Raw genomic sequence first — 13,149 nt, 5'->3', positions numbered from 1 at the left:
AGCTCCTTACTTTTTGCCGAACGGGTCGTATACGCGGCCCGTCCATTCCATACCGAGATGATTCGAGAACTCGAGAAGGTTCAGCCGCACCCCGTGCGCGAAGATCGCGACGAGACCGAGCGCGAAGTTCAGCAGGTGGGCGGCGACCAGGATGACCGCCACGAGCAGCAGGGGAAGCGGCTTCACCATCTGGTTGAAACTCGCCGCCAGCACGCCTCCGGCCAGCCCGACGGCCCAGAGGCGAATATAGCTGATGATATCCCCGAGGAAGCCCGCCGCGTTGAGGGCGACGGCGCCAAGTCCTTTGCCGACCGCCGCGAACAGGTTCCACGAAAAGTCCGTGAACAGGACGATCATGACCAGGGAGACGCCGAACAGCGGCAGCATCCAGGACGGCGCCGGGCTCCCGTTCACAAGCACTTCGACCAGCGCCCACATCGCCCAGATGAACAGCACCCACCCGGCTTCCGCGATCGTCGCGAGGCCGAGCGCGGCGCGCCGGATCTTCCAGACATGCGCGACCGTCAGGTGAACGGCGCCGATCAGAAAACACAGCTGCTTCAGGAACAGTTCGTCCTTCTGCTGGTCGCCGGTCAGGATCAGCGCTTTGTTCATCAGCGGCGCCCCGAACCAGGCGTTCGTCAACACTCCCCACCCGGCGACGCCCGCGAACAGGATCGTGAACAACGTCAGGACCTGCTCCGGCACGCCCCTCGAAATCAGGGGTTTCCGAGCCGCCAGCAGGGCGACGAGCGCCACGACGCCGTATCCGGCGTCCGCGACGAGCATGGCGGTGAAGATCGTGAGGAACGGCAGGAACGCCGGGCTGATGTCGGCCTCGCGATACCCCGGCGTAACGCCGAGCAGGGAGAACAGACACTCGATGGGGCGCACCCAGGGCGAGTTCGCGAACGCCGTCGGCGGCGCCTCGTCGTCCGCCGGCGCCTGGGTCACGACGCCGACGGGAAGCCGGGTTCCCTCGAGAGCGGCGTGAAGCGCCTCGACCCGGTTTGCGGGCACCCACCCCTGCATGATGAAGACGGGACCTTCTTCCGCAAGCCCGGCCTCGACGTTCTGGAACGAGATGCGCTCTTTCAGCTCGGCCAGGTAGCTCCGCACGTCCTCTCGGCGCATGGCGAGCTCGCGGAGCTGACCGGACAGGCGCCGTTCCTCCTCCTTGAGAGTGGCGAGCGCCGCCTCGATCTCCGAGGCGTCCCGCGGCGGGACGGGAACCGCCTGCGCGGGCGGCCTGACCTCGACGGGACCGCGGCTCACGGCAAGCAACGCAGACACGCCGTCCGACACGCCGGCCTCATGCACAATATCTGCAAATATAGAATCTTGAACATACGCCGCCGGGCAGGTGCAAAAACGGACGGTAAGGCCCGCCGCGGCGAGTTTTTCCAGATCGGTCTGGCTGATACGGCCCCAGGGCTTCACCTGGGCAAGTTCGCGTTTGAGTTCCTGGCGGTCCGTGTGGAGGCGTTCGATCAGCACGAGCTGGGCATGCACCTCGTCGATCAGCCGGGCCGGAGTTCCCGGCGGCGCCGCAACGGTGTCGACGGCCGGCTCGACGGCGTCGATGGCCTGGAGGGCCTTCTCACCACGCGCCAAGTCATGCGCCAGTTCGGCGGACGGCTTCACCGCATCGGGGCGAGCCGGTTCGACATGCACGACCCCGGCGGCGAACAGGGCCGCAAGAACCGCCTGGCGATCACCTTGGCGGGCCGCGATATACACGCGACGCATTTCCTGAATCATGCGCCCTCCTCGCCGCCGGCGGATTTTCCCTTGGCGATCTTGGAGCGGCCGACGCCCGCGGTCTGTTCCTCGGCGAGATTGATCCGGATCGTGCGGATGTTCTCCTTCGCGCGGGGAATCATCACTTTTTCGAAGAGGTTCACCCGCTGGGTGACCTTGCGAAGCTCGGACTGGAGCAGTCGTTCCTGCTCGACGAGGATTCTGAGCCGTTCTCGCTCCTGGAGGAGGTTCTTCACGAACTCGACGCCGGCGTCGACCCAGGCCGGCATCACGAGCCGGCTGTAGGGGGCGACCTCGTATTCGACCTGCCGCAGAACAGGCAGACGGATGCCTGCGACGTTGATTTCGCCGCGCTCGAGGCTTTTCACGCGCACCAGATCCGTGACGCGGCCGGGCAGATCCTCGCTGAAAAGGATGAGCCACGGCTCGATCTGGCGGACCATGCGGTCGATCTCGTCCCGAATGCGCGTGCGCTGCGTGCGTACCTTCAGAATCTCCATCTGGATCTGCTGTTTCTTGAGGAGAAGCGTCGGCAGAAATCGCTGGAACAGGGCCAGCGACCGTCTCTGCTTCAGCAGCTCCGGACGGGTCTTCTTGATCTTTTCAGCCATCTGCGACGGTCTCCGGCGTTACTGGGCGGCGGGGGCGGCGGTCTCGACACCGGCGCCGGTCTTCTTCGGCCAGTATTTTTCGCACAGCGCCGACCGGATGCCGGTCTCGCGCGGTTCGAACACCTCGGCCAGAAGCTCCCAGCACCGATCGAGGGCGACGGTGAGGGTGTTGTTGACCGACAGATCCATCATCCGCTGCTCGAACTGCTCGCCGTATCTGAGCAGTTTCAGGTCCCACGGCGACATCTCGAAGCCCATGGCGCGCTTTTCACGCGTTTCGCGGCATTTCGAGTAGAGTTGGATGCAGCCGTCCATGATGGCGCGGTGGTCGTCGCGGGTGCGGCCGTTGACGAGCTGTTTGAGCCGCGAGAGCGAGCCGAAGGGTTCGATCCAGCCGCCCTTGAGGTAGAACTGGCCCTCGGTAATATAGCCGGTGTTATCCGGAACCGGGTGCGTGACGTCGTCGCCCGGCATCGTGGTGACAGCCATTGTCGTGAGCGAGCCGCCGTTGTCGAACACGACGGCCTTCTCGTACCGCGAGGCGAGCTGGGAATACAGGTCGCCCGGGTAGCCGCGGTTCGACGGGATCTGCTCCATCGTGATCGCGATCTCCTTGAGCGAGTTGGCGAAGTTCGTCATGTCGGTCAGCAGCACCAGCACGCGCTTTCCCTGCACGGCGAACCGTTCGGCCACGGTCAGGGCAATGTCGGGAGTGAGCATACACTCGACGACCGGGTCGGACGCGGTGTGGACGAACATGATGGTGCGCGAGAGGGCGCCGCCCTCCTCGAGCCGCTGCTTGAAGAACAGGTATTCGTCGTATTTGAGGCCCATCCCGCCGAGCACGATGACGTCGGCTTCGGCCTGGAGGGCGATGCGCGCGAGCAGTTCGTTGTAAGGCTCGCCGGGAATCGAGAAGATCGGCAGCTTCTGGCCCTCGACGAGGGTGTTGAACACGTCGATCATCGGAATGTTCGTGGCGATCATGCGGCTGGGCATGAGGCGCACGGCCGGGTTGACGGCCGGGCCGCCGACCTCGATCAGGTTCTCGGTGAGCGTGCTTCGGCCGTCGCGCGGCTCGCCGCCGCCCGTGAAGATGCGGCCGAACAGGTCTTCGGAGAAGCTGAAACGCATCGCCGAGCCGAGGAAACTCACGCGGTCGCCGGTGGACAGGCCGCGGGTTCCCGAGAAGACCTGGAGCGAAACGTCCTCGCCGGACACCTTGATGACCTGGGCGAGCGAGCGGCCGACGCGGCCCTCGATGATGGCGAGTTCCTCGAAACCGACGTTGGTCGCCTTGAGCATGGCGACGTTTCCGGCGATGCGGTCGATGCGGGTGTAGTATTTACGCATGGGCAGCCTCCTTGTCGGTCTGCAGGCAGGATGCGATCTTCGCTTCGGCATCCTTCATGGCATCCGAGCCGCTCTTCGCGTAGTTCCAGTTGCGGAACTGCTCGGTGAGCGTGAAGAACGTGTCGCGGGCCTCGTCCTTGTTGGCGAAGGAGAATTCGTGCCCGAGGACGCGGCAGACGCGGCCGAACAGGTCCTGCTGGCGCTCGGGGGGGCAGGCGGCGTCAACCTCATCAAACGAGTTCTGTTGCAGATACACCGAATCGAGGAACTCGCCCTTCAGGTAGACGACGTAATCGTCCATCGAGGTGCCTTCCTCGCCGACGACCTGCATCATCTCGAAAACGGAGCGGCCGCGCCGCAGGAACGAGCGCGCCCAGGCGACCTTCTTCTCGTCGATGATGCCATGGTATTTCGACCAGGACTCGAGCGGGTCGATCGCGGGGAAACGGCGCGCGTAGGAGCGGGCGTATGACAGACCGAGGAACGAGCCGACGACCTTGAGCGTGCCCTGCGTGACCGGCTCTTCGAAGTTGCCGCCGGCGGGACTGACGGCGCCGCCGATCGTGAGCGAGGCCTCGCGACCATCGCGCAGCTTCACCGAGCCGCCGCGTTCATAGAAGCGGGCGATGGAGCTTTCGAGATAGGCCGGGAAGGCCTCCTCGCCGGGGATCTCCTCGAGACGGCCGCTCATCTCGCGCAGAGCCTGGGCCCAGCGGGAGGTCGAATCGGCCAGCAGGAGCACGTGGAGCCCCTGGAGACGGTAGTATTCGCCGAGCGTCACGGCCGTGTAGACGGAGGACTCGCGGGCCGCGACGGGCATGCTGGACGTGTTGCAGATGATGATCGTGCGCTCCATCAGCGTCTTGCCGGTGCGCGGATCGGTCAGGTGCGGGAACTCGCGCAGCGTCTCGACGACCTCGCCGGCGCGCTCGCCGCAGGCCGCGGAGATGACGACGTCGACCTCGGCATGGCGGCTGGTGATCTGCTGCAGCACCGTCTTGCCGGCGCCGAACGGGCCGGGAATGCAGTAGGTGCCGCCGCGCGTGATCGGGAAGAAGGTGTCGATGATGCGCTGTTTCGTGACCAGGGGGGTCACGGGCAGAAGCCGCTCGGCGTAGTGCGTCAGCGGGATGCGGACGGGCCAGCGGTTTATCATATTGACCGAAATTGTTTTCCCGTCGGCGCCCTCGAGTTCGGCGATCGTCTGTTCGACCGTGTAGGACCCCGCTCCGACGAGGCTTTTGAGCTTCCACTCGCCTTCGAGATCGAACGGGGCGAAGATGTAATGGTCGAAGATGCTTTCCTGCACTTTGCCGAGCGCGTCGGCGGCGCGAACGGTCGAACCGGCCTGCGCGAGGGGGGTGAACTCCCATCTCGTCTCGCGGTTCAGCGGCTTGAAGTAGTTGCCGGGCTCGAGGAACTTGCCGACCTTTTCGGCAAACACCGGCAGGGGGTTCTGCAGTCCGTCGTAGATCTGGCCAAGCAGCCCGGGCCCGAGTTCGAGAGAGAGCAGCTCGTCCGTCACATCGACCGTGTCGCCGACTTTGAGACCGCGGGTCAACTCGAAGACCTGCATGTCGGCCCGGTTCCCGCGGATGCGGATGATTTCGGCCATCAGCCGAACCCCGTCGGCGCGGTGGCAGTAAGCGACGGCGTTCTGCCGGACAGCGCCGTCGAACTCGGCGGTGACCATATTTCCAAATATCGTTACGATGCGTCCGGATACGCTCACAGGACGGTGACCTCCTCGAGTGTCTTGAGCGCCGTGGCCCGGTCGAGAGCCGCATACCGGGACAACAGCCTGAGTTTCAACAGGTAGAAGACGAGTTCGTCGATCTCGAACGAGTAGCGGGTCGATTCCGAGGCGAGAAAGGCGCACCGGGCCTCGTCGAGCTTGTGCTCGCCGGTCATCGGGTCGGCGGCGTTGTGCCATTCGGCCACGAGCCCGTCGTAATCGAAGGCCGGGGCCTCGGGCGGAACCGGGCGTTCCTTTGCCGGGGCGGATTCCGCAGTATCACGGGCGTTCGCCAGATACACGGCGAGGGTCATTTCCCACGCGCTCCAGCGCTGAAGCAGCCTGGATCCGATGACGAGGCCCGTCCGGCGCATGAACTCGAACCAGGCGAAGCAGACGCTTTCGTGCCAGGCGACTTCCTCCTCCCGAGACGGCCAGACGGCGACCCGTTCCCGGATGCAGTCGGGGAGAAGCTCCATCAGATCGGCCGGCGGCTCGGACAGATGCCCCACCAGGCGGCTTTTCTGCATTGCGCGCAGGGCCGGTTCGACGGAAAAGCAATCCGCGAGAATGTCGAGCGCCGGGTTTTCCTCGGCGCGCATGGCCGCAAGCACCTCATCGAGGCTGCACGGGGGCGGCTCGCCGAACCCCGGCAGGGGCGGCAGGGCGGAAAGGAGGTAGTAGAGTCGCGCGCTCACGGTTGCGACTCAGGCTCCGGCGTTTTCGGACTTGTCCAGCAGAGCGCGGAGCTGGGGCGCGATCAGACGGCCGAAGGCGTCGGCGACCGAAGTTTCGGTCAGTTCGATGACTTCGCCGGAAGCGGTGTCGCGCAGGGTGAATCCGGCCGACTTGAGCGTCTCGCCAAGTTTCACTCGGCCGTCCGCGGTTTTGAACAGGTCGCTCAGCGCGGCTTGGGTCAGTTTCGCACCGACGACGGGGCCGAGCGCCGCCTCCCATTCGCGGCCGGTCTTCTGGGTTTTCAGGAGTTCCCGGAGGGAGGACTCGACGACGTCCGCCGCCGACAGTTTTTCGGCGACGACCGGCTGGAGAAGGCCACGCGTCAGGTTTTCCAGGCGCTTTTTGACGTCGAGAACCAGGTCACGGGCGGCAAGCCTGAGCTCGGCCTCGACCTTCTGCCGGTGCCGGGCGATCTCGGCCTCCCCTTTCTGGACCATACGACGGGCCGCGGCCCTGGCCTGCTCTTTTTCGTGGTCGGCTTTCGCCCTCGCATCGGCCAGGATCTTTTCGGCCTCGCGGCGGGCGGCTTCGATTCCGTCTTCGCGAAGCTGCTTGGTGAAGGTTGCGACATCGATACCCATGGCGGAAACTCCTTCGGTGACCTGCGGCCTTTGAAATCCGGGCGAACATCATGACCGGGTTCGGGGTTTATACCATACCCCCCCTTCTCAGGGCAAATCCGGGGGGGTGCCCGAACGATCGCAACCGCGGGTCCGATAGCCTCAAAATCCCTATGGGACTATTGAGTCCTGCAGAATGAAAACCAACCGTTCGCCCTGAGCCTGTCGTAGGGCAAAATGAGGAACCATCAGCAAGTGGTTGTTCGTGTTTCGACAAGCTCAGCACGAACGGGGACACGAAGCTGGTTTTTGATACGCAGGACTCAATAAGACTTTTGATGTCCCTTCATTCTTCAATCGTCTGTAGGGGCTGGTTTCAAACCCGCTCCTACAGCGCAATGGCGAAATACTGTGGAGATCATCCCGAACGCGGACAATGGGGTAAAGGTTGCGATCGATTTTGCCGATGATGATACCGAATCGTCTGGACCTTTCGAGGAGGTTATTCATGAACCGTGGAATTCGAGCCGTCGTCCTGGGAGCTCTGCTGGTAGGTGCCGGTCCCGCTCTGCACGCCTCAGCCGCGTTCGGTATGCAGGCGAACGCAGGCCAGGCGGTCCAGGTCGTCAAGACCGTTCCGGCAGATATGGCCTCCGACGTTTCGGCCACCACCCCCCTGACGGTCGAGTTCGGCGGGGCTCTTTCGCAGGCGTTCTACCAGACGATCAATCTCAACCTGTTCAAAAACGGCCAGCCCGTCGACGGCGAGCTGTTTTACAATCCCTCCGCCCGCCAGGTGATGTTCAAGCCCAAGGCAGGTCTTCAGCCGGGCCAGATGTACACCGCCCAGCTCAGTTTCGGCGACGGCGTGAGCGGAACGGCCGAGAAGATGTGGAACTTCCGCGTTTCTTCCTCCGGGAGCCAGCGCTCGGCCGGCGCGCAGAATGCCGTGAACGCTCCGATGCAGGCCGCCGGGGCTGCCGCGATGTCCGCCCCCATGGGCGGCGCAGCTGCGGCGAGACTGCTGATCACCAACGCAAACATGTCCAGCGGCGTGATCAACCCGCAGAATCCTCTCGAAGTCAGCTTCAGCGAAGCGCTTGACATCACTTCCCTCAAGGACGCCCCGGTGAAACTGATGTGTAACCGGGAAACGGTCGGCGTCGATTACCGCCTGTCGCGCGACCTGAAGACCCTGACGCTGGTTCCCCGCCAGCCCCTGAAGTCCGGCAACGAGTATGGCATCGCCATCAGCCAGACGCTCGCGGGAAGCTCGGGTGCCAGGCTTCCGAAGAACACCATCATTCCCTTCCGCATCGGCGGAAGCGGTTCTGGCAGCGTCGACGTGGTCGTTCCCGACAACGTTCTCGAGGAAGCGCCCAGCGACGCCGCTCTGCCGGTCGCTGCTCCGGCGCGCCGCCAGGGCCTGGTGAACACCGCATCGTTCGACGCCCCCGCGGCCGACGCCTACGGCGACGTCGCAATGCAGGCGGCGATTCCCCTGAAACTGGTCGGCATGTCGCCGCAAAGCGGCGCCGTCGTCACCAATCTCAGCCAACCGGTGACGGTGGCTTTCAACCAGGAAGTCCGGCCTGAAACCCTGAACGAGTTCACCTTCCGGGTCGAAGACGATTTCGGCCCGGTGCCCGCGAAGATCCAGTATCTGAGCGGCCAGAAACGCGCGGTGCTCACCCCCGTCGGCGTGCTCGACGCAAACCGCTCGTATCGCGTGATCATCACCCAGGGCGTGACCGACATGACCGGCCGCCCGCTGCAGAACGCCCTCGCCGCAACCTTCGCGACCACCTCGCCCGCCGCGGCTCCCGCCATGCCCGAAGCGTTTGCCGCGGCGCCCGTGCGCCGCGCGCCCGCCGCCGCGAAACAGGCGGCTCCCCGCCGCGCCCAACCGGTGATGCGCGAAACGATCCAGGAATCCAGGGAACTGGAAGGCTTCGATGACGAAGCGGCTCCCGCCGGGAACAACGCCGCCATGGAAGCGGACGCCGACTGGAGCGCCCCCGCTCCCCGCAAGGCGGCGAGAACCGCCGTTCCCCGCAAGGCTGCGCCCCGCGAAGCCCTCTCCACCTTCAAGGTGACCGGGATTCTGCCGGCGGCAAACGCCGAGCAGGTCGCCCGCAACGCCAAGATCGTCATTCACTTCAGCGAACCCGCCCAGCAGAGTACCGTGAACCCGATCAACATCTCGGTTTTCGGCCGCCAGGAGCGTGTCGAAGGGCGCGTGTCCTACGACGGCCGCCAGAAACGCGCAGTCTTCATTCCCGCCGCCCCTCTCGACGCGGATACGCAGTACAAGGTTCTCATCAGCGACAAGATCAAGAGCCAATCGGGCGAGCAACTCGTCGCCCGCTATTCGTGGCAGTTCACAACGCAGAACGAGCGCCAGGCCCGCAGAGCAACTCTCGCCCGGCCCCGTGCCGCCGAGGCCGACTCGGCGTTCTACATCCCGCTGGCCGATGGTCGCGCCCCGATGCCCCAGTCGGCCGCCGCCGCCCGTATGACCACGTCCGCCGGCTCGGCCGGAACCGGTTTCGTCTACGTGCCGGCGAACCACTGGGTGTTCAAGTCGCTCAAGCGCGTGATCTCGAAGGGGCTCCTGCCCGGCATGCCGTTCTACGATGCCTCGAAGGTGACCCGGTACGAGTTCGCGAGCGCCGTCCGGTCCGCTCTCGACAACCTGCGCTCCATGAGCGGCCAGCAGAAAACCAAGCTCCGGGTCGGCGACCTGGTCGAACTCGAGCAATTGATCATCGCGTTCCGCGGCGAACTGCGCTCGTTCAGCGTCGATACGGCCTGGTTCGAGAACTTCCTGTCCAGCCAGGGCGTCAGCATCGCCGACGTCGAACGGCGGGTCGGCCTGAACAACGGCTCGCGGGCCGGCTGATCCGGCTTTGCCGGCAGGCATCCCCCACCGCATGGAACCGGGAACCTTCCTCGCACGGGAACTTCCCGGTTTTTCCCTTTCCCTGACGACGAACCGGCTCGAGACGGAAGCCTACCTCTCTATCGAGTCGTTTCCCGATTCGTTCGATGACAAAGCCGCCTGTCTGACCATCCAGAACGCCCTCAACGAGCGCATCCTGTTCGGGCTCGATCGGGGTTTCGTCACGAACGAGCTTCCGCGCCTCATCGCACGGCGCATCACGTTTCCGCCGAGAAAAATAGCAACAGGAATACAACCGCTCGACGGCGAACCGGCGCATATCGACATCCTCGTGCCCCGGCCGTCGATGGAGCACCTGACGCGCCCGGACGGAACGCTGGACTTCAAGACGCGCGACCTGTTCCGCAGCGTCTCGACCGACGAGATCATCCTGGTGAAGCGGCCGGCCACGAAGGGCGAGTCGGGCCACTCGGTCTTCGGCAAGCCGATTCCCGCCGTTCCCGGCAAGGACAAACGGGTCGTGGCGGGGCGCAACGTCGTCCTGAAGTCCGACGGAACGAACGACATCGCCCGGGCGGCCTGCGAAGGCCAGCTGACCGTCGAGTCCGGGATGAACTCGGTCACGGTGCATGTCACTCCTGTCATGGTCATTCCGGGCGACGTCGATTTCGGTACCGGCCACATCAGCTTCAAGGGCTCGCTCGTCGTGCGCGGTTCGATCCGGTACGGGTTTTCCGTGACCGTGACCGGGAACCTGCGCGTCGACGGCATGATCGAGGCGGGCACCCGCGTCACCGTCGGGGGCGATCTCGACGTGGGCAAGGGCATTCTCGGCACGGCCGGGAAGGTCGAAGACAAGAACGAAGTGAAGGTGTTCGGCAACCTTCGCGCGCTGTACGCTGAAAACGCCTGCCTCACGGTGCAGGGCGACCTCTTCCTGCGCTCAGCCCTCAATTCGCGCATCAACGTGAACGGCGAGGTCATGATCGAAAAGTCGCTCAGCGGCGGCGAGCTCATCTCCTTCCGCTCGATCACCGCAGGCGAGCTGGGAAACGCCGTCGGCGTTGAAACCCGCGTCTCCTGCGGCGTTTCGCACACCGCCCTCAGCCGACTGAACCTGGTCGTGAAGATCATCAACGACATCCGGCGCCAGCATTACGAGGCCGAAAAGAACCTGCTGTTCGTGAAGAACTTTCCGGAAAAACTGCCGCCTGGCAAGGCGGAGCCGCTTCGGACCAGCCTCGAACACAAGGTCGCCAGCCTGAGCGACCAGATCACCAAGCTCGAACTGAAAAAAGCCGACCTCGCCCTCGTCCTGCTCGAGGAAACCCGCTCGACGATCTCGGCCGGCGTGTTCCGGCAGGGCGTCATTCTCTCGATCCGGGCATCGCGCATGACCATCGATTCGGACCGTTCACTCCTGACGTTTTACCAGAAAATCCCGGAGGAGCGGATCGAATTCACGCCTTACATCCCCGGCAGCAGGAAGTCGACCAGGCCGAGGCCCTGAGGGAGCGCCACCGGTGTGCCTTCCGGTCCGGCAACGACGCCCTCCCACGTATGCCCTTCGAGGAGCCCCGTTGCTTCCCAGGCGGAGGATTCGTTCCAGAGAATGCCCAGCCTCGCATCGAGCTTGTCGACATGCGTCCCGTGCCCCTCGAAGCGGAACTCGAACGGCGTCCGCAACGGTTCTCCCGAAGGGGCGGTCCGCACGGGGAGTCCTGCAAAACCTTTCGGCATAACGGATTCAGCCGTCCATCGGGATTCGAGATCCCAGCGGTCCGGCTGCCCGGCCGCGTGGCGGTAGCGAATCGACACGCTCGACGTTGCGGCGGATCCGGTTTGCCGGGCCACCAGCGCCGTCGCGTTGACGAGGATGCCGGGCGCGGTTCCGTCGAAGCGGGCGGTCATGCTTGCCAGGCCGGCCAGGTAGGGAACGCCGTATCCATACCGCACCGCCCACGGCAGGGTTGCGATGAGTTCGGCCAGGGGAAGATCGGCAACCCGGGCTTCGATGCCCCAGTCGGGTTTCAGCCCGGCCGCAAGCGCGACGGCTCCGCTGAAGGAGGCGGGGAACCCGATGAACCGGCTGTTTTCATTCTCGATGTGCAGTTTGTCGTCGAAGAATTTCCAGGGGGCGTTCAGCTCGGCGAGCGGCAGATTGAACCCTGTCAGCACGAACACGACGCGGTCGAATCGTCCCTGGAACCGGCCCGCGAAGCCGATCTTCGGCTGGACCATCCAAGTCCCTCCCGCGGTGACCCGTCCGTTCACGAAGAGCGGCACGGTGTCCCGCCAGAGCGGACTGAGCCATTTCGACAGCACCGTCAGATCGACCCGCATTTCGGCAAGCGTCCCCTCGGCGAAGACGCCGTCCCGTTTCACCGATACCTTCAGTCCGCTATCGACGGGAAAGCCAAATATATTTCCTTCTATTTTTCCAGACAGAGCCGCCCTGGTCGAAGCCAGGTGTCCATCGAAGGCCGCGGCGGCGAACTCGGCGCCTTTGAATCGGACCGACAGTGAGAACGAGACGGGCTGGAGACCGTTCGTCCGTGATGCCGGGTCGATCGCGAACGATGCGATCGTGACCTCGACCGGCCCCGATGCCGCCGGCATCCAGTCGATGCGGCCGAGGCGGACACGGTCGATGCCGACCGGAAGTTTCAGATCGGCCTGGCACGTCGGCGGCGGCAGTTCCGGCAAAGCGCCAAACCAGGGCGGCACCGGCACTCCTCCCCACAGTTTGAGCCAGGGGCAATCGAGCGTCCCGATGACGAGACCGCGCCGTGGGGCCTGGCGCAGGTTGAACGAGATTTCGACCGGCCCCGCCACGAATCCCGTCCGCGAGCGACGCACCATTCCCTGGACGCCGTCGATGCGCAGGGCTTCCAGCACCGTTCCGGTCACCCGTCCGAGCTGCATGTCGGCATCGAGGTTCTGAGCGGCCATCATCGCCCCCCAGCGCACGACATACTCGTTCCCGGCGGCCGACGACAGCGCGCCCCATGCGCCAAGAGCGGCGAACAGAACGACGAGAACCAATCCGAGCATGAGGCGGAACAGGCGCATGTCCGCATGATGCCTGATCGCCGCCTTCAATGCAAGGCCCTACCAGAACGAGCGCATGAGTTTCCCCTCATGCCCGGTATGTTGAAACAACAACGAATCACAGAGTCATGGAGACACTCCGTTGTAAAAACGAGGTTTTCAGGAATGTACCCATAGATGGAGGGCAGATGTAAAACCTGATGAAGAGCAGATAAGAGCGAACGTCTGAAGCGAGCTTTTTTTCGCCAGGGATGGGAAACGCCGGGGCAAGAAGGTTTTCAGGGTTTCATCTGCGAAATCTGCTTCATCAGCGTCATCTGCGGATTGGTTCTCAAAGTGAAACACACATACCAGACACGGAGGAAAAAACGCATTTTCGGGCGCTTCGTAAAGCGCTCGGGGAAGAAAAAACGGGAGAGGCAGGTCAGCCCCTCCCGC

9 protein-coding genes are annotated in these 13,149 nt (G+C 64.3%); 2 read left to right on the top strand and 7 right to left on the bottom strand.

The features are described 5' to 3' along the window. Window positions 1-6: 6 nt before the first annotated feature. The 6 genes from PLU72_02690 to PLU72_02665 are packed head-to-tail and all read right to left on the bottom strand — an operon-like array spanning window position 7 to window position 6,779. Complete coding sequence (locus tag PLU72_02690; protein HOT27068.1) at window positions 7-1,761, bottom strand: hypothetical protein; 1,755 nt, start codon at window positions 1,759-1,761, stop codon at window positions 7-9. Continuing rightward, window positions 1,758-2,372 carry a V-type ATP synthase subunit D gene (locus PLU72_02685; protein ID HOT27067.1) on the bottom strand — a complete coding sequence of 205 codons (615 nt, stop codon included), beginning with the start codon at window positions 2,370-2,372 and terminating at the stop codon, window positions 1,758-1,760. Before PLU72_02685 ends, PLU72_02690 begins: the two co-directional genes overlap by 4 nt. An 18-nt stretch (window positions 2,373-2,390) precedes the next feature. Then, window positions 2,391-3,725 (bottom strand): V-type ATP synthase subunit B, encoded by a 1,335-nt coding sequence (locus PLU72_02680; protein HOT27066.1) that lies wholly within the window; start codon window positions 3,723-3,725, stop codon window positions 2,391-2,393. Continuing rightward, window positions 3,718-5,457, bottom strand: coding sequence for a V-type ATP synthase subunit A (locus PLU72_02675; protein ID HOT27065.1), 1,740 nt, complete (start codon window positions 5,455-5,457; stop codon window positions 3,718-3,720). The genes PLU72_02680 and PLU72_02675 overlap by 8 nt, the downstream gene beginning before the upstream one ends. Then, complete coding sequence (locus PLU72_02670) at window positions 5,454-6,158, bottom strand: hypothetical protein (GenBank protein HOT27064.1); 705 nt, start codon at window positions 6,156-6,158, stop codon at window positions 5,454-5,456. Before PLU72_02670 ends, PLU72_02675 begins: the two co-directional genes overlap by 4 nt. A gap of 9 nt (window positions 6,159-6,167) precedes the next feature. Then, window positions 6,168-6,779 (bottom strand): hypothetical protein, encoded by a 612-nt coding sequence (locus PLU72_02665; protein HOT27063.1) that lies wholly within the window; start codon window positions 6,777-6,779, stop codon window positions 6,168-6,170. A gap of 487 nt (window positions 6,780-7,266) precedes the next feature. Here PLU72_02665 and PLU72_02660 point away from each other — a divergent pair, with 487 nt between their 5' ends. Both PLU72_02660 and PLU72_02655 read left to right on the top strand, forming a co-directional pair. Next, entirely contained in the window at window positions 7,267-9,660 is a 2,394-nt protein-coding gene (locus PLU72_02660) for an Ig-like domain-containing protein (GenBank protein HOT27062.1), read from the top strand. Window positions 9,661-9,691: 31 nt separating this feature from the next. Further along, window positions 9,692-11,170, top strand: a complete 1,479-nt coding sequence (locus PLU72_02655; GenBank protein ID HOT27061.1) for a FapA family protein — start codon at window positions 9,692-9,694, stop codon at window positions 11,168-11,170. On the opposite strand, the gene PLU72_02650 is transcribed toward PLU72_02655, so the two are convergent. Beyond that, on the bottom strand, window positions 11,128-12,732 hold the full coding sequence (locus tag PLU72_02650) for a hypothetical protein (GenBank protein HOT27060.1): 1,605 nt from the start codon (window positions 12,730-12,732) through the stop codon (window positions 11,128-11,130). The genes PLU72_02655 and PLU72_02650 overlap by 43 nt on opposite strands. Between the last annotated feature and the right edge of the window lie 417 nt (window positions 12,733-13,149).

The sequence above is a fragment of the Candidatus Ozemobacteraceae bacterium genome (genome assembly GCA_035373905.1).
Taxonomy (GTDB): Bacteria; Muiribacteriota; Ozemobacteria; order Ozemobacterales; family Ozemobacteraceae; genus MWAR01.
This window is presented reverse-complemented; position numbering and strand designations above follow the sequence as displayed.